Consider the following 23253-nt stretch of genomic DNA (forward strand, 5'->3'; position numbering starts at 1 on the left):
ATTACTTGGCCTCCGCTTCAAAGTTGATTTCCTGGCCGGGCTTCAGGCAGACGTACGCCTTCTTCACGTCCTTGCGCTTGCCCATGAAGCGGCCAAAGCGCTTGGCTTTGCCCTTCGCAACCAGCACGTTGACGGAATCGACTTCCACCTTGAACAGCAGCTCGACTGCAGCCTTAACTTCCTGCTTCGTGGCATCCGGCGCGACTTCGAACACAACCTGCTCGTTCTTGTCGGCAACCAGCGTCGCCTTCTCGGAGACCACCGGCGCGAGCAGGACCTGCATCAAACGATGATCGTTCTTGCGAATCTCGCTCATGACAGCAACTCCTCGATCTGGGCGACCGCAGCCTTCGTGATCAGCACTTTCTTGAAATAGATCAGCGACAGCGGGTCGGCGTAACGCGGCTCGACAACCGCCACGTGGGCGAGGTTGCGCGACGCGAGGTACAGGTTTTCGTCAACCGTGTCGGTGATCACCAGCACGGAGTCGAGACCCATCGCCTTGAATTTTTCGGCCAGCAGCTTGGTCTTCGGCGCTTCGAGCGTCAGCTCGTCGACCACCGAGATGCGGCCTTCGCGGGCCAGCTGCGAGAAGATCGAGCAGAGACCTGCGCGATGCATCTTCTTGTTGACCTTGTGCGAAAAGTTTTCTTCCGGCGAGTTCGGGAAGATCCGGCCACCGCCGCGCCACAGCGGGCTCGACGACATACCGGCACGGGCGCGGCCCGTACCCTTCTGGCGCCACGGCTTCTTGGTCGTGTGCTTGACCTGCTCACGATCCTTCTGCGCGCGGTTGCCGCTACGGGCATTCGCCTGGTACGCAACCACCACCTGGTGAATCAGGGCTTCGTTGTAATCGCGGCCGAACACGACGTCCGACGCGCTAACGCCTGCACCTTCCTGACCATTGGCATTCAGGAGCTTAAGTTCCATTATTTCGCTCCTTTCACGGCACGCGTCTTCACGGCCGGCGTAACGAATACCTTGCCACCCTTCGCACCCGGAACGGCGCCCTTGACCAGCAGCAGATTGCGGTCAGCGTCGATACGAGCGATTTCGAGGTTTTGCACCGTTACATTCTCGTCACCCATGTGACCGGTCATGCGCTTACCCGGGAACACGCGACCCGGGTCCTGTGCCATACCGATCGAGCCCGGCACGTTGTGCGAGCGCGAGTTACCGTGCGTCGCACGGCCAGACGAGAAGTTGTAACGCTTGATGGTACCGGCGTAGCCCTTACCGATCGACACGCCTTGCACGTCGACCTTCTGGCCCACTTCGAACAGATCGGTACCAACCACGGTGCCGTTCGACAACTCGGCAGCCTTGGCGGCATCGATCGTGAATTCTTTGAGGATTTCGCCGGCTTGAACGCCAGCTTTGGCGAGATGACCTGCCAACGGCTTCGTCACGCGCGATGCACGGCGCGTACCGAAAGCAACCTGCACGGCCGTGTAGCCGTCGGTTTCAACAGTCTTGATCTGCGTCACGCGGTTGTCGGACACGTCCAGCACGGTGACGGGAATCGAATCCCCTTCAGCCGTGAAGATACGGGTCATGCCAACCTTGCGACCTACGAGTCCAAGGCTCATCGTTTTCTCCATTCCCGACTGCGATTGGTCGGGGCTAATTTACAAAATGCCGGCGCCGTTTCGGGCATGAAATCATGCTGCAGCACGCCGACTTTTTTGCGCAAATGCGCGAAAAGCCCGCCATTGTAGCAAGGCCTCTCGTTTTCCGCAAGCAATCAATGACTTAGCGCTGTCCGGCTTACCGGACAAGGGCTGAAAGCCTTATTGCAGCTTGATTTCGACGTCCACGCCAGCCGGCAAATCGAGCTTCATCAGCGCGTCAACGGTCTTGTCCGTCGGGTCGACGATGTCCATCAGGCGCAGGTGCGTACGGATTTCGAGCTGGTCGCGCGAGGTCTTGTTGACGTGCGGCGAACGCAGGATGTCGAAGCGCTGAATGCGGGTCGGCAGCGGGACCGGACCACGAACGATTGCGCCAGTCCGCTTTGCCGTGTCGACGATTTCAGCAGCCGATTGGTCGATCAGGCGATAGTCGAAAGCCTTCAGGCGAATGCGGATTTTCTGGTTCTGCATGACGAATTCCTTGAAAAGAGCGAGGCGATATTGCACCGCCGATTAGTAAAAGAACGTAGGTCCGGGAGCTCGCGGAGAGCGAGTACCCGGACCCGGGCACTACATACTGCAACAGCAACCCTCGATTTTACTCGATGATCTTGGCGACGACACCAGCGCCGACCGTACGACCGCCTTCGCGAATTGCGAAGCGCAGACCTTCTTCCATCGCGATCGGGTTGATCAGCTTAACCGTGATCGACACGTTGTCGCCCGGCATTACCATTTCCTTGTCCTTCGGCAACTCGATCGAGCCCGTCACGTCCGTCGTACGGAAGTAGAACTGCGGACGGTAGTTGTTGAAGAACGGCGTGTGGCGGCCGCCTTCGTCCTTGCTCAGCACGTACACTTCAGCCGTGAAGTGCGTGTGCGGGTTGATCGAACCCGGCTTCGCCAGAACCTGGCCACGCTCCACGTCTTCACGCTTCGTGCCGCGCAGCAGGATACCAACGTTGTCGCCTGCCTGACCCTGGTCGAGCAGCTTGCGGAACATTTCCACGCCCGTGCAGGTCGTCTTCACCGTCGCCTTGATACCGACGATTTCGATTTCTTCGCCGACCTTGATGATGCCGCGCTCAACGCGACCCGTCACCACCGTGCCGCGACCCGAGATCGAGAACACGTCTTCCACCGGCATCAGGAACGAACCGTCGATCGCGCGTTCCGGCGTCGGGATGTACGTGTCCAGCGCGTCGGCCAGGTTCATGATCGCCACTTCACCCAGTTCGCCCTTGTCGCCTTCCAGCGCCAGCTTGGCCGAACCCTTGATGATCGGCGTGTCGTCGCCCGGGAAGTCGTACTTCGACAGAAGTTCGCGAACTTCCATCTCGACCAGCTCCAGCAGTTCAGCGTCGTCCACCATGTCGCACTTGTTCAGGAACACGATGATGTACGGAACGCCAACCTGACGCGCCAGCAGGATGTGCTCACGCGTTTGCGGCATCGGGCCGTCTGCTGCCGAGCACACCAGGATTGCGCCGTCCATCTGCGCTGCACCCGTGATCATGTTCTTCACGTAGTCGGCGTGGCCCGGGCAGTCAACGTGCGCGTAGTGGCGGTTAGCCGTTTCGTACTCGACGTGCGCGGTGTTGATCGTGATACCACGTGCCTTTTCTTCCGGCGCCGCGTCGATCTGGTCGTATGCCTTCGCTTCGCCGCCGAACTTCTGCGTCAGAACCGTCGTGATCGCTGCCGTCAGCGTGGTCTTGCCGTGGTCAACGTGACCGATCGTGCCCACGTTCACGTGCGGCTTGGTCCGTTCGAATTTACCTTTAGCCATGTTTCTCTTCTTTCAGAAAGTTAATCGTTGAATGACGTTGTCGCGCGCTTACTTCGACTTCGCGTTGATGATCGCTTCCGACACGTTGCGCGGAGCTTCAGCGTAGTGCTTGAACTCCATCGTGTACGTGGCGCGACCCTGGGTCAGCGAACGCAGCGAGGTCGAGTAGCCGAACATTTCCGACAGCGGCACTTCGGCGCGAACGATCTTGCCGCCGCCAACCATGTCGTCCATGCCCTGGACGATACCGCGACGGCCCGACAGGTCGCCCATCACGTTGCCCATGTAGTCTTCCGGCGTTTCGACTTCCACAGCCATCATCGGTTCGAGGATGACCGGGTTTGCCTTGCGCATTGCTTCCTTGAACGCCATCGAACCGGCCATGCGGAACGCGTTTTCGTTCGAGTCGACGTCGTGGTACGAACCGAACGTCAGGTGAACCTTCACGTCAACGACCGGGAAGCCTGCCAGCACGCCTGCCTTCAGCGTTTCCTGGATACCCTTGTCGACTGCCGGGATGTATTCACGCGGAATCACACCGCCCTTGATCTCGTCGAGGAACTCGTAGCCCTTGCCCTGCTCGTTCGGCTCGAGCGTAATGACCGCGTGACCGTACTGGCCGCGACCACCCGACTGCTTGACGAACTTGCCGTCGACGTCTTCCGCCTTGCCACGAATCGTTTCGCGGTAAGCAACCTGCGGCTTGCCGACCGTTGCTTCCACGCCGAATTCGCGCTTCATACGGTCAACCAGAATTTCAAGGTGGAGCTCGCCCATGCCCGAAATGATGGTTTGGCCCGATTCTTCGTCCGTTTGAACGCGGAACGACGGATCTTCCTGTGCCAGACGGTTCAGCGCCAGACCCATCTTTTCCTGGTCGGGCTTCGTCTTCGGCTCAACAGCCTGCGAAATCACCGGCTCCGGGAAAATCATGCGTTCGAGCACGATCGGGTTTTGCGGATCGCACAGCGTGTCGCCCGTGGTTGCTTCCTTCAGGCCAACTGCCGCAGCGATGTCGCCCGCGCGCACTTCCTTGATTTCTTCGCGCTGGTTCGCGTGCATCTGCAGAATACGGCCGAGACGTTCCTTCTTGTCCTTGGTCGCGTTCAGCACCGTGTCGCCCGAATTGACGACGCCCGAGTACACACGGAAGAAGATCAGCTGGCCGACGAACGGGTCGGTCATGATCTTGAATGCCAGTGCCGAGAACTTTTCGTCGTCGGATGCACGGCGCTCGCCCTTCTCACCGTTTTCGAGTTCGCCCGTGACCGGGGGAATGTCGATCGGCGACGGCAGGAAGTCCAGAACCGCGTCCAGCATGCGCTGCACGCCCTTGTTCTTGAACGCGGTACCGCACAGCATCGGCTGGATTTCGCAAGCGATCGTACGGTCGCGCAGACCCTTGATGATTTCCGCTTCGGTCAGCTCGCCTTCTTCGAGGTACTTGTTCATCAAGTCTTCGCTCGATTCAGCCGCAGCTTCGACCATCTTCTCGCGCCATTCGTTGCACGAGTCGACGAGTTCCGCCGGGATGTCTTCGTACGAGAACTTGGTACCCTGGGACGCGTCGTCCCAAATGATCGCCTTCATCTTCAGCAGGTCGACGACGCCCGTGAAGTTCTCTTCCGCGCCGATCGGCACGACGACGGGAACCGGGTTCGCCTTCAGACGCAGCTTGAGCTGGTCGTAAACCTTGAAGAAGTTCGCGCCGGTACGGTCCATCTTGTTGATGAACGCGAGACGGGGAACCTTGTACTTGTTAGCCTGGCGCCACACGGTTTCCGACTGGGGCTGCACGCCGCCCACTGCGCAGTAGACCATGCATGCACCGTCGAGCACGCGCATCGAGCGCTCGACTTCAATCGTGAAGTCGACGTGACCCGGGGTGTCGATGATGTTGATGCGGTGCTCGGCGCGGTCGCCAGCCATACCCTTCCAGAATGCCGTCGTAGCAGCGGAAGTGATGGTGATGCCGCGTTCCTGTTCCTGCTCCATCCAGTCCATGGTGGCAGCGCCGTCGTGAACTTCACCAATCTTGTGGTTCACGCCGGTGTAGAACAGAATGCGCTCGGTCGTCGTCGTTTTGCCGGCGTCGATGTGAGCGCTAATACCGATGTTACGGTAGCGCTCGATAGGAGTCTTGCGAGCCACTTTGATCCTCTATTGGGATAACGCGATGCGAGATGTACCCATCGCGCTGTAACACAAACGGGCGAGGCGCTGTTGAAGCGCACCCGCCCGGAATTTCTTTCCGTTTTTCCGCTAAACCCGGGGTCGGGTAGCTTAGAAACGGAAGTGCGAGAACGCCTTGTTGGCTTCTGCCATCCGGTGAACTTCGTCGCGCTTCTTCATCGCGCCGCCACGGCCTTCGGCCGCTTCGGAGAGTTCACCTGCCAGACGCAGGGCCATCGACTTCTCGCTGCGCTTCTTCGCGGCTTCACGCAGCCAACGCATCGCCAATGCCATACGACGCGACGGGCGCACTTCGACCGGAACCTGATAGTTCGCACCACCAACGCGGCGGCTCTTCACTTCCACCACCGGCTTGACGTTGTTGAGCGCCACCGTGAACACTTCCAGCGGGTCCTTGCCACCCTTGGTCTGGATCTGTTCGAAAGCGCCGTACACGATACGCTCGGCAACCGACTTCTTGCCGGAGAGCATCAGCACGTTCATGAACTTTGCTACATCAACGTTACCGAACTTCGGATCCGGCAACACTTCCCGCTTGGGGACTTCGCGACGACGCGGCATGTTTCTTCCTTTACTTTTTCAGTTGGAGCCACTCACGGCCCCGCGGTCACCAACTAACCCGATTCATCCGTAAGACTAACCAGCCTGGTCGGGTGACCACTTACTCGATAGCACCGGCACTTCCGGCACCATCGCCATTACCGCCTTTGCAGGCGACCTGAAACTACGACCGACCGGCTAATTACTTGCCAGCCTTGGCACGCTTCGCGCCGTACTTCGAGCGAGCCTGCTTGCGATCCTTGACGCCCTGGGTATCCAGCGAGCCGCGAACCATGTGGTAACGCACACCCGGCAAGTCCTTCACACGGCCGCCGCGAATCAGCACGACCGAGTGTTCCTGCAGGTTGTGGCCTTCACCACCGATGTACGAAATGACTTCGAAGCCATTCGTCAGACGAACCTTGGCAACCTTACGGAGTGCCGAGTTCGGCTTCTTCGGCGTCGTGGTGTACACACGGGTGCACACGCCGCGACGCTGGGGGCAGTCCTGCAAAGCCGGGCTCTTGCTCTTCGTCGTTTCCGACGTGCGGCCTTTGCGAACCAGTTGATTGATGGTTGGCATTGTTTATTCCTGAAATTGAACAAAATCGACGCATCTGTTTCCGGGCAAAGCGGAAACGCCTGCGCATCGAACTTCCGGGCGGCCTGCTCGCACGCGAAGTAAACCCGCGCGAAGGCATTCCAAGAACCGGAACCTAGCATAATATTCCGAAAACACTAAGGGAGTCAACAGGTTGCGATATTTCGCACCCCTGTGGATCGGCTCGGACAGGCGCGGCGAGGTCAGTCAGCGGCTACAACGTGGAGGAGTTCGTAGCCGAAACGGTCGAGTTTACGCGCGCCCATGCCCGGCACGCCGCGCAGATCGTCGATCGAATCGGGGCCGAGACGGGCAATTTCCGCCAGCGTCGCGTCGTGGAAGATCACGTAGGCCGGCACGCCATCGCTCTTTGCGGTTTCGGTGCGCCACATGCGCAAACGCTCCCAGCGGGCGCGCTCGCGCGGACCCATGCCGATGGTCGGATCGGCGCGCTCGCTCGTGCGGCCGGACGACTGGCGCGTGCGGGTCGGTTTCACATAGCGGCGCATCGTCACCTGCTGCTCGCCCTTCAGCACCGGCTTGCTCGCCTCGGTCAGCACCAGCGAGCCGAAACCCTCGTGGTCGACCGTCAGATAGCCGAACGCGACGAGCTGGCGGAACACCGCGCGCCACTCCGCCTCGCCGAGCGCCGCACCGATACCGAAGGTGGTGAGCTTCTCGTGGCCGCGCTGCAGGATCTTTTCGCTGCGATTGCCCCGCAGTATGTCGATCAGATGGCCGGCGCCGAAGTGAAAGCCGCTCGCCCGCTGCGCGCGGAACACGCACGACAGCGCCATCTGCGCCTCGCGCGTCGCGTCCCACGTCGGCGGCGGCTCGAGGCAGTTGTCGCAGTTGCCACACGGCTGGCTGCTCTCGCCGAAATAGGCAAGCAGGCGCACGCGGCGGCACGTCGCCGTTTCGCACAGCCCGAGCAGCGCGTCGAGCTTGCCGGTCTGCACGCGCTTATGCGCTTCGTCGGCTTCGGACTCGTCGATCATCTTGCGCTGCTGCACGACGTCGCCGAGCCCATAGGCCATCCACGCATTCGACGGCATCCCGTCGCGCCCCGCGCGGCCGGTTTCCTGGTAATAACCTTCGACGCTCTTCGGCAGATCCAGATGGGCGACGAAGCGCACGTCCGGCTTGTCGATCCCCATCCCGAACGCGATCGTCGCGCACATGACGATGCCTTCCTCGCGCTGGAACATCTCCTGGTGCTTCTGACGCACCTCGAATTCCATGCCGGCGTGATAAGGCAGCGCGCGCATGCCCTTTTCCTTCAGCCACTCGGCCGTTTCCTCGACCTTGCGGCGCGACAGGCAATAGACGACGCCGGCGTCGGTCGTGCCGTCCGGCCTCGTATGCTCGGCGCGGATGAAGTCGAGCAGCTGCGCGCGCGCATTGTCTTTTTCGGCGATCCGGTAGCGGATATTCGGCCGGTCGAAGCTCGACACGAACACGCGCGCGTCTTCGAGCGCGAGACGTTGAATGATTTCGTCGCGCGTGATCGCGTCCGCGGTCGCCGTGAGTGCGATCCGCGGCACGTTTGGAAAGCGCTCGTGCAGCACCGACAGCTGGATGTATTCGGGGCGGAAATCGTGGCCCCATTGCGACACGCAGTGCGCTTCGTCGATCGCGAACAGACCGATGCGGGTGCGTTCGAGCAGTTCCTGGAAGCGCGGCGTCATCAGCCGCTCGGGCGCGACATACAGCAGATCGATATCGCCGTCGCGCAGCGCGCGCTCGGTGGCCATCGCTTCCGCGCTCGACAGCGTCGAGTTCAGATACGCGGCGCGCACGCCGACTTCGGTCAGCGCGGCCACCTGGTCCTGCATCAGCGCGATCAGCGGCGACACCACGATGCCGGCGCCGAAGCCGCGTTCGCGCCGCACCAGCGACGGAATCTGATAGCACAGCGATTTGCCGCCGCCGGTTGGCATCAACACGAGGCAATCGCCGCCGTCGGCGACGTGCTCGACAATTTCGCCCTGCTGCCCTCTGAACGCGGGATAACCGAAGACTTCGTTGAGGATTTCGAGCGGACGGGACATGAATTTGGGAGGCGGCGAGCGACGCGGCTTTAAGGCAGTGACACGAATTTTACCAACGCATTCGCGTTGCGCCTTCGCTTTACGACAACGTTGGCCATCCGGACTAGACAGCTTGAGCGCGTCGCCGGCGCGCCGCATCGATGCAGCGGCGCAAAAACGCGCATAAAAAAAGCCGCCCAGTCGAAACTGGGCGGCTTTGCGAGGCGGCTAAGCCGAGGCGGCTGGCGCCGCCGCTGGACTTATTCGCCCGAGTGCTGCTGTTCGGCAGCCGGGGCTTCCGGCGTACCGAATTCGAACGACTCTTCCGCTGCGATCTGATCGAAACGCTCGCGGTCGGCCATTTCCTTGCTCTTGCGCGCCTTGTGGAACGCGAGACCCGTACCGGCCGGAATCAGACGGCCGACGATCACGTTTTCCTTCAGGCCACGCAGGTCGTCGCGCTTGCCCATGATCGCCGCTTCGGTCAGCACGCGGGTCGTTTCCTGGAACGACGCCGCGGAGATGAACGAATCGGTCGACAGCGACGCCTTCGTGATACCGAGCAGCACGTTTTCGTACGTTGCCGGACGCTTGTCTTCCGCGATCATACGGTCGTTCTCATCGAGCATATCCGACCGCTCGACCTGTTCGCCCGGGATGAAGCGCGTATCGCCGTTGTCCGAAATCTGCACGCGGCGCAGCATCTGACGCACGATCACTTCGATGTGCTTGTCGTTGATCTTCACGCCCTGCAGACGATACACGTCCTGCACTTCGTCCACGATGTAGCGCGACAGCGCCTCGACGCCCTGCAAACGCAGGATGTCGTGCGGATCCGCCGGTCCGTCGACGATCATTTCGCCCTTGTTGACGACCTGACCATCGTGCACCAGAACCTGCTTTTCCTTCGCGATCAGGAACTCGTGCTGATTGCCCTCGAGGTCCGTGATAACGAGACGCTGCTTGCCCTTCGTGTCCTTACCGAACGACGTCGTACCCGTGACTTCCGCCAGGATACCCGCGTCCTTCGGCGAACGTGCTTCGAACAGTTCCGCCACGCGCGGCAGACCGCCGGTAATGTCACGCGTCTTCTGCGATTCGGTCGGGATACGTGCGAGCACTTCACCGACCTGCACCTGCTGACCGTCCTTCACGGTGATCAGAGCGCCGACCTGGAAGCCGATCTGCACCGAGTGCTCGGTGTTCGGGATCTTGACTTCTTCGCCGTTCGCATCGAGCAGCTTGACCTGCGGACGCACCGTCTTCGACGCTTGCGAACCGCGACGCTTCACGTCGATCACGACCAGCGTGGACAGACCCGTGACATCGTCGATCTGCTTCGCAACGGTCACGCCTTCCTCGACGTTTTCGAACTTCACCGTACCGCCGTACTCGGTGATGATCGGACGCGTCATCGGATCCCACGTGGCCAGCTGAGTACCGGCCTTGATCTGCGCACCGTCGAGCTGCAGCAGCGTCGCGCCGTACGGCACCTTGTGACGCTCGCGCTCGCGGCCGTGATCGTCGGTGATCATCGCTTCGCCCGAACGCGAGATGACGATCTGCTCGCCCTTCGCATTCGTCACGTAACGCATCGTCGACGTGAAACGCACCGTACCGTTCGACTTCGCTTCGACCGACGAGGCCACTGCCGCACGCGATGCCGCACCACCGATGTGGAACGTACGCATCGTCAGCTGCGTGCCCGGTTCACCGATCGACTGCGCCGCGATCACGCCGACTGCTTCGCCGACGTTGACCAGCGAGCCGCGGCCGAGGTCGCGACCGTAGCAGGCCGCGCACAGACCGTAGCGCGTTTCGCAAGTCAGCGGCGTACGCACGCGCACTTCGTCGATGCCGAGGCGCTCGATGTCTTCGACCGCGTCTTCGTCGAGCAGCGTGCCCGCTTCGAACAGCGTTTCCTGCGATTCGGGGTTGACGACGTCAGCCACGGCCACGCGACCCAGAATCCGGTCACGCAGCGCTTCGACGACTTCACCGCCTTCGACGAGCGCCTTCATCGCCACGCCGTTCGACGTGCCGCAATCATCCTCGACGACGACCAGATCCTGCGTCACGTCGACCAGACGACGAGTCAGGTAACCCGAGTTCGCGGTCTTCAGTGCCGTATCAGCCAGACCCTTACGTGCACCGTGGGTCGAGATGAAGTACTGCAACACGTTCAGACCTTCGCGGAAGTTCGCCGTAATCGGCGTCTCGATGATCGAGCCGTCCGGCTTCGCCATCAGGCCGCGCATACCGGCCAGCTGACGGATCTGAACCGCGGAACCACGAGCACCCGAGTCGGCCATCATGTAGATGGAGTTGAACGACTCCTGACGCGTCTGGTTGCCGTCGCGGTCCGTGACCGGCTCCGTCGACAGCTGTTCCATCATGGCCTTGCCGACCGCTTCCGACGTCGCCGACCAGATGTCGACCACGTTGTTGTAGCGTTCCTGCGCGGTGACGAGACCCGACATGTACTGACGGTCGTATTCCTTCACCTTCTTCGCGGCGTCGCCGACGATGGTTTCCTTCTGCGGCGGCACGAGCATGTCGTCGACGCAGATCGAGATACCAGCGCGGGTTGCCAGACGGAAGCCCGACTGCATCAGCTGGTCGGCGAAAATCACCGTCTCACGCAGACCGCACTTGCGGAATGCGGTGTTGATCAGACGCGAGATTTCCTTCTTCTTCAGCGGCTTGTTCAGCACCGAGAACGGCAGACCCGGCGGCAGAATTTCCGACAGGATCGAGCGGCCGACCGTGGTTGCGTACAGCGTGATCTTCGGCACGAACGCCGGCGCGCCTTCCGACTTGTCTTCGTTGTGGACCATTTCGGTGATCCGCACGTTGACGCGCGAGGCGAGCTCGACTTCCTTGTTCTCATACGCGCGCAGCACTTCCGACACGCCCGTGAACGTCAGGCCTTCGCCCTTGCCGTTCACTGCTTCGCGGGTCGCGTAGTACAGACCGAGCACGATATCCTGCGACGGCACGATCGACGGATCGCCGTTAGCCGGGAACAGCACGTTGTTCGACGCCAGCATCAGCGTGCGCGCTTCCATCTGCGCTTCGAGCGACAGCGGCACGTGAACAGCCATCTGGTCACCGTCGAAGTCGGCGTTGAACGCCGCGCAAACGAGCGGGTGCAGCTGGATTGCCTTACCTTCGATCAGCACCGGCTCGAACGCCTGGATACCGAGACGGTGCAGCGTCGGCGCACGGTTGAGCATGACCGGATGTTCGCGGATCACCTCTTCGAGGATGTCCCACACCACCGGCGTCTGGTTCTCGACTTCCTTCTTCGCAGCCTTGATGGTGGTAGCGACACCCATCACTTCGAGCTTGTTGAAGATGAACGGCTTGAACAGCTCGAGCGCCATCAGCTTCGGCAGACCGCACTGATGCAGCTTCAGCGTCGGGCCGACCACGATCACCGAACGGCCCGAGTAGTCGACGCGCTTACCCAACAGGTTCTGACGGAAGCGACCGCCCTTACCCTTGATCATGTCGGCGAGCGACTTCAGCGGACGCTTGTTCGCGCCGGTCATCGCCTTACCGCGACGGCCGTTGTCGAGCAGCGAGTCGACGGCTTCCTGCAGCATCCGCTTTTCGTTGCGGACGATGATTTCAGGCGCCTTCAGCTCGAGCAGACGCTTCAACCGGTTGTTACGGTTGATCACGCGGCGATACAGGTCGTTCAGGTCCGACGTCGCGAAACGGCCGCCGTCCAGCGGCACCAGCGGACGCAGTTCCGGCGGCAGCACCGGCAGCACTTCGAGGACCATCCAGTCCGGCTTGATGCCCGAACGCTGGAATGCCTCGAGCACCTTCAGGCGCTTCGCGTACTTCTTGATCTTCGCTTCCGAACCGGTGTTCTTCAGTTCCGTGCGCAGCAGTTCGACCTGCTCGTCGATGTTGATCGCGCGCAGCAGTTCGCGAATACCTTCCGCGCCCATTTCGGCACGGAATTCGTCGCCGTATTCCTCGACCTTGTTGTAGTAATCCTCTTCGGTCATGATCTGCCGCGCTTTCAGCGGCGTCATGCCCGGATCGATCACCACGTATGCCTCGAAGTACAGCACGCGCTCGATGTCGCGCAGCGTCATGTCGAGCACCATGCCCAGACGCGACGGCAGCGACTTCAGGAACCAGATGTGCGCGACCGGCGAGGCGAGCTCGATGTGGCCCATGCGCTCACGGCGGACCTTGGCGAGCGTCACTTCGACGCCGCACTTCTCGCAGATCACGCCGCGGTGCTTCAGACGCTTGTACTTACCGCACAGGCATTCGTAGTCCTTGATCGGCCCGAAGATCTTCGCGCAGAACAGACCATCACGCTCCGGCTTGAACGTCCGGTAGTTGATGGTTTCCGGCTTCTTCACTTCACCGAACGACCACGAACGGATCTTGTCCGGCGAGGCCAGACCGATCTTGATCGCATCAAAAACTTCAGGTTGTTGGACTTGCTTGAATAGATCGAGCAAAGCTTTCATCGCTTCTCTCCAGTAGTCCGATTAGTTCCGGTCCAGGTCGATGTCGATACCCAGCGACCGGATTTCCTTCACCAACACGTTGAACGACTCAGGCATGCCGGCATCGATCACGTGATCGCCCTTGACCAGGTTCTCGTAAACCTTGGTCCGGCCCGTCACGTCGTCCGACTTCACCGTCAGCATTTCCTGCAGCACGTACGATGCGCCATATGCCTCGAGTGCCCACACTTCCATCTCACCGAAACGCTGGCCACCGAACTGAGCCTTACCGCCCAACGGCTGCTGCGTAACGAGCGAGTACGGACCCGTGGAACGCGCGTGCATCTTGTCGTCGACCAGGTGGTGCAGCTTCAGGTAGTGCATGTAGCCGACCGTCACCGTACGTTCGAACATCTCGCCCGTGCGGCCGTCGTACAGACGCACCTGATTCTTCGACGGCGTCATGCCGAGGTTCGTCGCGATGTCGTCCGGGAATGCCAGATCCAGCGCGCGCGACATTTCTTCTTCCGTCGCACCGTCGAACACCGGCGTTGCGAACGGCACGCCTTCGCGCAGGTTCTTCGCCAGTTCGAGGATTTCCTCGTCGCTGAAGCTGTCCAGCTCTTCCGCGCGGCCCGACTCGTTGTAGATCTTGGTCAGGAATTCACGCACTTCGGCAATCTTCGCCTGACGCTGCAGCATTTCGCCGATACGCCAGCCGAGACCCTTCGCGGCCCAACCCAGATGCACTTCGAGAACCTGACCCACGTTCATCCGCGACGGCACGCCGAGCGGATTCAGTACGACGTCGGCCGGACGGCCGTCGGCCATGTACGGCATGTCTTCGATCGGCACGATCTTCGACACCACACCCTTGTTACCGTGACGGCCTGCCATCTTGTCGCCAGGCTGCAGACGACGCTTCACAGCCAGGTAGACCTTGACCATCTTCAGCACGCCCGGCGGCAGTTCGTCGCCTTGCGTGAGCTTCTTGCGCTTCTCTTCGAAGGCCAGATCGAACTGGTGACGCTTCTCTTCGATCGAGTTCTTGATCGCTTCGAGCTGCGCCGCTGCTTCTTCGTCCGCGAGGCGGATGTCGAACCAGTGGTAGTGATCCAGATCGGCGAGGTAAGCCTGTTCGATCTTGGTGCCCTTCGCGAGCTTCTTCGGACCGCCGTTCGCGACCTTGCCGTCGAGCATACGTGCCAGACGCTGGAACGCGTCGCCTTCCACGATGCGCAGCTGGTCGTTCAGGTCGAGGCGATAGCGCTTCAGTTCATCGTCGATGATCTGTTGCGCGCGCTTGTCGCGCTGGATGCCTTCACGCGTGAACACCTGCACGTCGATCACGGTACCGCTCATGCCGGACGGCACGCGCAGCGACGTGTCCTTCACGTCCGAAGCCTTCTCACCGAAGATCGCGCGCAGCAGCTTTTCTTCCGGCGTCAGCTGGGTTTCGCCCTTCGGCGTGACCTTGCCGACCAGCACGTCGCCAGCTTCGACTTCCGCGCCGATGTACACGATGCCCGACTCGTCGAGACGGCCAAGCTGCACTTCAGCGAGGTTCGAGATGTCGCGCGTGATTTCTTCCGGTCCGAGCTTCGTGTCGCGAGCGACGACGTTCAGTTCTTCGATGTGGATCGACGTGTAACGGTCGTCCGCAACAACCTTCTCCGAGATCAGGATCGAGTCTTCGAAGTTGTAGCCGTTCCACGGCATGAACGCGATCAGCATGTTCTGGCCGAGCGCGAGCTCGCCCAGATCGGTCGATGCGCCGTCAGCCAGCACGTCGCCACGAGCAACCTTGTCGCCCATCTTCACGATCGGACGCTGGTTGATGTTCGTGTTCTGGTTCGAACGCGTGTACTTGATCAGGTTGTAGATGTCGACACCGACTTCACCCGCGACCGCTTCGTCGTCGTTCACACGAATCACGATACGGCCCGCGTCGACGTAGTCGACCACACCGCCACGCAGTGCCTGAACCGTCGTACCCGAGTCGACCGCCACGGTGCGCTCGATACCCGTACCGACGACCGGCTTCTCCGGGCGCAGACACGGCACAGCCTGACGCTGCATGTTCGAGCCCATCAACGCACGGTTCGCGTCGTCGTGCTCGAGGAACGGAATCAGCGATGCCGCCACCGACACGATCTGCGACGGCGCCACGTCCATGTACTGGATGCGGTCCGGCGTGACCATCAGCGTTTCACCCGCTTCACGCGACGACACGAGTTCGTCGGTCAGCGTGCCGTCGTCGGCCACCGCCGCGTTCGCCTGAGCGATCACGTAACGGCCTTCTTCGATCGCCGACAGGTAGTCGATCTGGTCGGTCACCTTGCCGTCCACAACCTTCCGATACGGCGTCTCGAGGAAGCCGTATTCGTTCAGGTGCGCGTAGAGAGCGAGCGAGTTGATCAGACCGATGTTCGGACCTTCAGGCGTTTCGATCGGGCACACGCGGCCGTAGTGGGTCGGGTGCACGTCGCGGACTTCGAAGCCTGCGCGTTCACGCGTCAGACCGCCCGGGCCGAGTGCGGAAACACGGCGCTTGTGCGTGATTTCCGACAGCGGATTGGTCTGGTCCATGAACTGCGACAGCTGCGACGAACCGAAGAACTCCCGAATCGCCGACGAAATCGGCTTCGAGTTGATCAGGTCGTGCGGCATCAGGTTTTCGCTTTCGGCCTGGCCGAGGCGTTCCTTCACTGCTCGCTCGACGCGCACGAGACCCGCGCGGAACTGATTTTCCGCGAGTTCGCCGACGCAACGCACACGACGGTTGCCGAGGTGGTCGATATCGTCCACTTCGCCCTTACCGTTGCGCAGCTCGACGAGGATCTTGATGGTCGCGAGGATGTCGTCGTCCAGCAGCGTCATCGGGCCGACGATCTCGTCACGGCCGACACGGCGGTTGAACTTCATACGACCCACCTTCGACAGGTCGTACGCTTCTTCGCTGTAGAACAGACGGTTGAACAGCGCCTCGACCGCTTCTTCGGTCGGCGGTTCGCCCGGACGCATCATGCGGTAGATCGCGATGCGCGCGGCCATCTTGTCGGCAGTTTCGTCGATACGCAACGTCGACGAGATGTACGGACCCTGGTCCAGATCGTTCGTGTAGAGCGTCTGGATATCCTTGATCTTCGCTTCGCGCAGCTTGTCGAGGACCGTTTCGGTGATTTCGTCGTTCGCGTTCGCGATGACTTCACCGGTATCGCCGTCGATCACGTTCTTCGCAAGCACGCGGCCGAGCAGATAGTCTTCCGGTACCGAGATGAACTTGGTCTTCGCGTTGTCGAGGTCGCGAATGTGCTTCGCGTTGATCCGCTTGTCCTTCTGGACGATCACGTTACCGTCGCGGTCCGTGATGTCGAAACGCGCGACTTCACCACGCAGACGCTCCGGCACGAATTCCATCTGCGCGCCTTCCGGCATCAGCGTGAAATTGTCGAACACGAAGAAGTTTGCGAGGATCTGTTCCGGCGTCAGGCCGATTGCCTTCAGCAGGATCGTGACCGGCATCTTGCGGCGACGGTCGACACGGAAGTACAGCACGTCCTTCGGGTCGAACTCGAAATCGAGCCACGAACCGCGGTAAGGAATGATACGAGCCGAGAACAGGAGCTTGCCCGAGCTGTGCGTCTTACCCTTGTCGTGTTCGAAGAACACGCCCGGCGAACGGTGCAGCTGCGAAACGATCACACGTTCCGTGCCGTTGATGACGAACGAACCGGTCGGCGTCATGAGCGGAATTTCACCCATGTACACTTCCTGTTCCTTCACTTCCTTGACGACCGGCTTGCTCGGCGATTCCTTGTCGAGCAGCACCAGACGCACTTTCGCGCGCAGTGCCGAGCAGTACGTCAGACCGCGCTGCTGGCATTCCTTGATGTTGAATGCCGGCGGCGACAGCATGTAGCTGACGAACTCGAGACGAGCGAAGCCGTTGTGCGAAACGATCGGGAAAACTGAGGAAAACGCAGCCTGCAGGCCTTCCGGCTTGCGTTGCGTGGACGACGTGTCTGCTTGCAGAAACGTGCTGAATGATTCAAGCTGGGTAGCCAGCAGGAAAGGTACTTGGTGAACGATGGGGCGTTTCGCAAAACTCTTGCGAATACGCTTCTTCTCGGTGAAGGAATATTGCATACGATCTCCGAATCACGGCGGGCATAGTTGTCGAGGCAGGATACCTTGATGAGACAACCCGAGTGTTCACCGACTGAGACCCGATGGCCGTCCGATGGCTTGAACGAGCCTAGAAGCTTGGTGGTTGGCCTCTACCAACCGCTGGCTGACGGCAGCGGATGCCTGTGTTGCCCGCTACCCGACCAAACTTGCCTTCTGCAGTCGCTTCAGAAGACAAAGAGAAACGCCGGTCAAACTTGCCGACTGACGATTTTCTTTGGCTTCTGGGGCGACGTTCTTGCCGGCTAACACCCGCAAAAACGCAGCCCCCACAAAGCACAAAAAGGCCGGCGGTGAAAAACCGCCAGCCTTCGCACAGCGCGTTGAAACTTACTTGACTTCAACCTTCGCGCCGGCTTCTTCCAGCTTCTTCTTCGCTTCTTCAGCAGCAGCCTTGGGCACCGCTTCCTTGACGGGCTTCGGTGCGCCGTCAACCAGGTCCTTCGCTTCCTTCAGGCCGAGACCCGTCAGTTCGCGAACAGCCTTAATGACTGCAACCTTGTTCGAACCCGTTTCAGCCAGAACGACCGTGAATTCGGTCTGCTCTTCAGCAGCAGCAGCAGCGCCGCCGCCTGCCGGGCCTGCCACTGCAACAGCAGCTGCCGACACGCCAAACTTCTCTTCGAACGCCTTGACCAGTTCGTTCAGTTCCAGAACCGACATCGAGCCAACGGCTTCGAGGATGTCTTCTTTTGCGATTGCCATTTGAAACACTCCTAAATTGAATTCGGATACAGCCAGCGATCAATTACGCTCGGCCGATGTACATTACGCAGCGGTTTCTTCGCCTTGCTTCTTTTCCGCCAGCGCGGCCAGAGCACGCGCGAAGCCGGAAACAGGAGCTTGCATAACGAACAGCAGCTTGGAGAGCAGTTCTTCGCGGCTCGGGATGTTTGCCAGCGCTTGCACGCCAGCTTTGTCCATCACCTTGCCTTCGTAGGAACCTGCCTTGATGATCAACTTGTCATTGCCCTTGCCGAAGTCGTTGACGACTTTAGCGGCGGCAATTGCATCTTCCGAGATGCCGTAGATCAGCGGGCCGGTCATCTGCTCTGCCAGAGGAGCAAACGGGGTACCTTCGACAGCGCGACGCGCCAGCGTGTTCTTCAACACGCGAAGGTAAACCTGTTGCTCACGCGCTTTCGCGCGCAGCTTGGTCAGATCGCCAACCGTGATCCCACGATACTCAGCCAGAACGATGGTCTGGGCTTTCGCGACTTGCGCGGAAACCTCAGCGACAACGGCCTGCTTGCTTTCTTTGTTAAGTGGCACGGTTAACCTCCAGATTCGATACACGCGGCGTGCGCCTTGTGTACCGCGTTCAATAACGGCGTCCGACCAGTCAGGAGTATTTCGACCGCCCGACACCCGCATCGCTGCGAGCATCCAACAGTTTCATCACTACAAAACCTTTTCGGGTTCGCCATCTGCGTTGGCTTTACATTAAGGACTCGCCTGCCTGCTGCGTGCCCGCCAACGGTCTTTGACAACCGGTTGCGCGATGCAGACTGCCACCTCGCAACCGCCCAAAGCCCATAAAGCCGCCCCGGCTCGCGCCGGCGCGGCAAAATTCATTACTGTGCAGCGATCGACGTCTGGTCGACGCGAACGCCAACACCCATCGTGCTCGACAGAGCAACCTTACGCAGGTACACGCCCTTGCTGGTTGCCGGCTTGGCCTTTTGCAGCGCTTCGATCAGCGCGCTCAGGTTGCTGCGCAGAGCTGCCGGTTCGAACGAAGCACGGCCGATGGTCGCGTGGATGATACCGGCCTTGTCGACACGGAATTGCACCTGACCAGCCTTGGCGTTCTTGACCGCGGTCGCGACGTCCGGCGTAACCGTACCGACCTTCGGGTTCGGCATCAGGCCGCGCGGGCCGAGGATCTGGCCGAGCGTACCGACGATACGCATCGTGTCCGGTGAAGCGATCACGATGTCGAAATCGAGATTGCCGGCCTTGACTTGTTCAGCCAGGTCTTCCATACCGACGACTTCTGCGCCAGCTGCGCGAGCCTGCTCAGCCTTTTCGCCCTGTGCGAACACAGCGACGCGGACCGACTTACCGGTACCAGCGGGCAGCACGACCGAGCCGCGAACGACCTGGTCCGACTTTTTCGCGTCGATGCCGAGTTGCACTGCGACGTCGATCGACTCGTCGAACTTCGCGCTTGCGCATTCCTTCACGAGCGACAGAGCGTCTTCGAGCGGGTACAGCTTCTGACGATCAACCTTGGCTGCAAATGCTTGCAGACGCTTCGAAAGCTTAGCCATTTACACGCCCTCCACGGTGATGCCCATCGAGCGGGCGCTACCAGCGATCGTACGAACCGCTGCGTCCAGATCAGCAGCCGTCAGATCGGGCATCTTGGTCTTGGCGATATCTTCCGCTTGAGCGCGGGTGATCTTGCCGACCTTGTCGGTATGCGGCTTGCTCGAACCCTTGTCGATCTTCGCTGCCTTCTTGATCAGAACCGTAGCCGGCGGCGTCTTCAGAACGAACGTGAAGCTCTTGTCCGCGAATGCCGTGATCACGACCGGAATCGGCAGACCCGGTTCCAGAGCTTGAGTCTGCGCGTTGAACGCCTTGCAGAACTCCATGATGTTCAGGCCACGCTGGCCCAGTGCCGGGCCGACCGGCGGCGACGGGTTGGCTTTACCTGCAGGAATCTGCAGCTTGATAAAGCCGATGATTTTCTTTGCCATCTTGAGAACCTCTTTGAAACGTCGCTTGCGTTGCAAGCGGACGTTCGGTGAGTAGTAGCGCGCGTTCGCCGAACATGTGGCTAGTGACGCTCCTCAACGGCCATTACGCGGACCGTAAGCGCGAAATACGGAACGCACCAAGCGGTGCGTTCCGTAAAATTCTGGATTACAACTTTTCGACCTGGCCGAATTCCAGCTCGACCGGCGTTGCGCGGCCGAAGATTGTAACGGAAACACGGACTCGCGACTTTTCGTAGTTCACTTCTTCGACGCTACCGTTGAAATCAGTGAACGGGCCTTCCTTGACCCGCACCATCTCGCCTACTTCGAACAGGGTCTTGGGACGCGGCTTCTCCACGCCTTCCTGCATCTGCGACATGATTTTTTCGACTTCCCGCGGGGAAATCGGGCTCGGGCGATTGCGCGCCCCGCCGACAAAACCGGTCACCTTTGCCGTGTTCTTCACGAGGTGCCACGTTTCGTCCGTCATCTCCATTTCCACCAGCACGTAGCCCGGAAAGAAACGACGTTCAGTCACCGATTTGTGACCGCCCTTCACCTCGACAACCTCTTCGGTCGGAACGAGGATCTGACCAAATTGATCCTGCATGCCGGCACGCTCGATGCGCTCCTGAAGCGCTCGTTGCACGCTCTTCTCCATACCGGAGTAGGCGTGCACCACGTACCAACGTTTACCACTCGGGGATGCCGGAGTATCGCTCATATCATTTCCAACCCAGAATCACCGAGAAAATCGCCCATTCAATGGATTTATCACTGATCCAGAGAAAGATTGCCATCACCACAACGAAGCCGAACACTACGAGCGTTGTTTGGGTTGCCTCTTTGCGAGTAGGCCAAACAACCTTACGAACTTCCTTGTATGAGTCTTTGGCGAAAGCGATAAAACCCTTGCCAGGCGCCGAGAGCAGACCGACTGCAACACCCGCGATCGCACCAACAGCCAAGGCGGCTCCGCGGATGTACCATTCCTGGCCATTCAGCCAGAAGAACCCCACGAACCCGGCCAAGACCAGCAACACACCTGCGATCAACATCAACTTATCGCCAGATGCATTTACAGTTTCGACGGAAGGATTCGCCATAACACCTTACGAAGCGTCACTACGACGCGATAGTTGGCAGGGGCAGAGGGAATCGAACCCCCAACCTTCGGTTTTGGAGACCGACGCTCTGCCAGTTGAGCTATACCCCTAAACCATTTGGGGTTGGCGGCATCGCCAACCCCATACAACCGATTACCGAGAACTTTCTGGCGTTACTCGATGATCTTGGCGACGACACCAGCGCCGACCGTACGACCGCCTTCGCGAATTGCGAAGCGCAGACCTTCTTCCATCGCGATCGGGTTGATCAGCTTAACCGTGATTGACACGTTGTCGCCCGGCATTACCATTTCCTTGTCCTTCGGCAGCTCGATCGAGCCCGTCACGTCCGTCGTACGGAAGTAGAACTGCGGACGGTAGTTGTTGAAGAACGGCGTGTGGCGGCCGCCTTCGTCCTTGCTCAGCACGTACACTTCAGCCGTGAAGTGCGTGTGCGGGTTGATCGAACCCGGCTTCGCCAGAACCTGGCCACGCTCCACGTCTTCACGCTTCGTGCCGCGCAGCAGGATACCAACGTTGTCGCCTGCCTGACCCTGGTCGAGCAGCTTGCGGAACATTTCCACGCCCGTGCAGGTCGTCTTCACCGTCGCCTTGATACCGACGATTTCGATTTCTTCGCCGACCTTGATGATGCCGCGCTCAACGCGACCCGTCACCACCGTGCCGCGACCCGAGATCGAGAACACGTCTTCCACCGGCATCAGGAACGAACCGTCGATCGCGCGTTCCGGCGTCGGGATGTACGTGTCCAGCGCGTCGGCCAGGTTCATGATCGCCACTTCACCCAGTTCGCCCTTGTCGCCTTCCAGCGCCAGCTTGGCCGAACCCTTGATGATCGGCGTGTCGTCGCCCGGGAAGTCGTACTTCGACAGAAGTTCGCGAACTTCCATCTCGACCAGCTCCAGCAGTTCAGCGTCGTCCACCATGTCGCACTTGTTCAGGAACACGATGATGTACGGAACGCCAACCTGACGCGCCAGCAGGATGTGCTCACGCGTTTGCGGCATCGGGCCGTCTGCTGCCGAGCACACCAGGATTGCGCCGTCCATCTGCGCTGCACCCGTGATCATGTTCTTCACGTAGTCGGCGTGGCCCGGGCAGTCAACGTGCGCGTAGTGGCGGTTAGCCGTTTCGTACTCGACGTGCGCGGTGTTGATCGTGATACCACGTGCCTTTTCTTCCGGCGCCGCGTCGATCTGGTCGTATGCCTTCGCTTCGCCGCCGAACTTCTGCGTCAGAACCGTCGTGATCGCTGCCGTCAGCGTGGTCTTGCCGTGGTCAACGTGACCGATCGTGCCCACGTTCACGTGCGGCTTGGTCCGCTCAAACTTACCCTTGGCCATTTTCGACTCCTAAGAGGATTTTCCGTACGTTGCGCTGGGCGCAAACAATCACCGAGTACTTCTGGTGCCCATGGGCAGGATCGAACTGCCGACCTCTCCCTTACCAAGGGAGTGCTCTACCACTGAGCCACATGGGCGCTACTTCTATGTTGCTGGAGCGGGTGAAGGGAATCGAACCCTCGTCGTAAGCTTGGAAGGCTTCTGCTCTACCATTGAGCTACACCCGCAAGGTCATGGATTCCCAACAACTGCTACAGCTTGCATTCTGGTGGAGGAGGTTGGATTCGAACCAACGTAGGCGTAAGCCAACAGATTTACAGTCTGCCCCCTTTAGCCACTCGGGCACCCCTCCGCAGAGAACTGACGATTATGGGGGAACAACATCTTTTTGTCAAGGGCTGCTTGACCGTTCCAAACCCAACGTTCTCATTTATATGTAGGTGATTCCTACACCTTTGGTAAACGCAAAAACCCACCGCGAGCGGTGGGTTTTTGTTTGAAGAAGGAGCCTGACGATTACCTACTTTCACACGGGCAATCCGCACTATCATCGGCGTAGAGTCGTTTCACGGTCCTGTTCGGGATGGGAAGGGGTGGGACCGACTCGCTATGGTCATCAGGCATG

General features: G+C 60.1%; 18 protein-coding genes, 4 tRNA genes and 1 rRNA gene. All 23 read right to left on the minus strand.

The window, feature by feature from the left end:
* Position 1 precedes the first annotated feature (1 nt).
* A complete protein-coding gene (gene rplW, locus LJ656_RS28460; RefSeq protein ID WP_008923345.1) occupies positions 2-316 on the minus strand; it encodes a 50S ribosomal protein L23 in 315 nt (104 codons plus the stop codon).
* The gene (gene rplD, locus LJ656_RS28465) at positions 313-933 is read right to left on the minus strand and encodes a 50S ribosomal protein L4 (RefSeq protein ID WP_008923346.1); all 621 of its coding nucleotides are present in this window, start codon (positions 931-933) and stop codon (positions 313-315) included. Before rplD ends, rplW begins: the two co-directional genes overlap by 4 nt.
* Positions 933-1592 carry a 50S ribosomal protein L3 gene (rplC, locus tag LJ656_RS28470; protein ID WP_230512835.1) on the minus strand — a complete coding sequence of 220 codons (660 nt, stop codon included), beginning with the start codon at positions 1590-1592 and terminating at the stop codon, positions 933-935. The genes rplD and rplC overlap by 1 nt, the downstream gene beginning before the upstream one ends.
* 201 nt (positions 1593-1793) lie before the next feature.
* A complete protein-coding gene (gene rpsJ, locus LJ656_RS28475; protein WP_017777154.1) occupies positions 1794-2105 on the minus strand; it encodes a 30S ribosomal protein S10 in 312 nt (103 codons plus the stop codon).
* A 127-nt stretch (positions 2106-2232) separates the two neighbouring features.
* Entirely contained in the window at positions 2233-3423 is a 1191-nt protein-coding gene (gene tuf / locus LJ656_RS28480) for an elongation factor Tu (protein ID WP_075303267.1), read from the minus strand.
* Positions 3424-3471: 48 nt separating this feature from the next.
* Positions 3472-5574: an elongation factor G gene (fusA, locus tag LJ656_RS28485; RefSeq protein WP_230512836.1), complete on the minus strand. Its 2103-nt coding sequence runs from the start codon at positions 5572-5574 to the stop codon at positions 3472-3474.
* Positions 5575-5706: 132 nt separating this feature from the next.
* Positions 5707-6177 carry a 30S ribosomal protein S7 gene (rpsG, locus tag LJ656_RS28490; protein ID WP_006053291.1) on the minus strand — a complete coding sequence of 157 codons (471 nt, stop codon included), beginning with the start codon at positions 6175-6177 and terminating at the stop codon, positions 5707-5709.
* A 181-nt stretch (positions 6178-6358) separates the two neighbouring features.
* Entirely contained in the window at positions 6359-6739 is a 381-nt protein-coding gene (gene rpsL / locus LJ656_RS28495; RefSeq protein WP_006053290.1) for a 30S ribosomal protein S12, read from the minus strand.
* A 221-nt stretch (positions 6740-6960) separates the two neighbouring features.
* Positions 6961-8808 (minus strand): DNA helicase RecQ, encoded by a 1848-nt coding sequence (gene recQ, locus LJ656_RS28500; protein WP_230512837.1) that lies wholly within the window; start codon positions 8806-8808, stop codon positions 6961-6963.
* Between the two features lie 239 nt (positions 8809-9047).
* Positions 9048-13286, minus strand: a complete 4239-nt coding sequence (gene rpoC, locus LJ656_RS28505) for a DNA-directed RNA polymerase subunit beta' (RefSeq protein WP_230512838.1) — start codon at positions 13284-13286, stop codon at positions 9048-9050.
* A gap of 21 nt (positions 13287-13307) precedes the next feature.
* The gene (gene rpoB, locus LJ656_RS28510) at positions 13308-17414 is read right to left on the minus strand and encodes a DNA-directed RNA polymerase subunit beta (RefSeq protein WP_230512839.1); all 4107 of its coding nucleotides are present in this window, start codon (positions 17412-17414) and stop codon (positions 13308-13310) included.
* A gap of 369 nt (positions 17415-17783) precedes the next feature.
* Positions 17784-18158, minus strand: coding sequence for a 50S ribosomal protein L7/L12 (gene rplL / locus LJ656_RS28515; RefSeq protein ID WP_075303272.1), 375 nt, complete (start codon positions 18156-18158; stop codon positions 17784-17786).
* Between the two features lie 63 nt (positions 18159-18221).
* Positions 18222-18725 carry a 50S ribosomal protein L10 gene (gene rplJ / locus LJ656_RS28520; protein ID WP_075303273.1) on the minus strand — a complete coding sequence of 168 codons (504 nt, stop codon included), beginning with the start codon at positions 18723-18725 and terminating at the stop codon, positions 18222-18224.
* A gap of 302 nt (positions 18726-19027) precedes the next feature.
* Entirely contained in the window at positions 19028-19726 is a 699-nt protein-coding gene (gene rplA, locus LJ656_RS28525) for a 50S ribosomal protein L1 (protein ID WP_075303274.1), read from the minus strand.
* Positions 19727-20158: a 50S ribosomal protein L11 gene (gene rplK, locus LJ656_RS28530; protein ID WP_007180146.1), complete on the minus strand. Its 432-nt coding sequence runs from the start codon at positions 20156-20158 to the stop codon at positions 19727-19729. It abuts the gene before it with no gap.
* A gap of 166 nt (positions 20159-20324) precedes the next feature.
* Positions 20325-20882: a transcription termination/antitermination protein NusG gene (gene nusG / locus LJ656_RS28535; RefSeq protein WP_075303275.1), complete on the minus strand. Its 558-nt coding sequence runs from the start codon at positions 20880-20882 to the stop codon at positions 20325-20327.
* Position 20883: 1 nt separating this feature from the next.
* On the minus strand, positions 20884-21264 hold the full coding sequence (gene secE, locus LJ656_RS28540; RefSeq protein WP_075303276.1) for a preprotein translocase subunit SecE: 381 nt from the start codon (positions 21262-21264) through the stop codon (positions 20884-20886).
* A 34-nt stretch (positions 21265-21298) separates the two neighbouring features.
* Positions 21299-21374 (minus strand) — tRNA-Trp (locus tag LJ656_RS28545).
* Between the two features lie 63 nt (positions 21375-21437).
* On the minus strand, positions 21438-22628 hold the full coding sequence (gene tuf, locus LJ656_RS28550; RefSeq protein WP_075303267.1) for an elongation factor Tu: 1191 nt from the start codon (positions 22626-22628) through the stop codon (positions 21438-21440).
* 62 nt (positions 22629-22690) lie between these two features.
* Positions 22691-22765: transfer RNA gene (locus LJ656_RS28555), tRNA-Thr, on the minus strand.
* 16 nt (positions 22766-22781) lie between these two features.
* A tRNA-Gly gene (locus tag LJ656_RS28560) sits at positions 22782-22855 on the minus strand.
* 39 nt (positions 22856-22894) lie between these two features.
* Positions 22895-22980 (minus strand) — tRNA-Tyr (locus LJ656_RS28565).
* Between the two features lie 155 nt (positions 22981-23135).
* Positions 23136-23249, minus strand: a 5S ribosomal RNA gene (rrf, locus tag LJ656_RS28570).
* Positions 23250-23253: the final 4 nt, after the last annotated feature.

The organism is Paraburkholderia sejongensis (genome assembly GCF_020880815.1).
Classification (GTDB): Bacteria; Pseudomonadota; Gammaproteobacteria; order Burkholderiales; family Burkholderiaceae; genus Paraburkholderia; species Paraburkholderia sejongensis.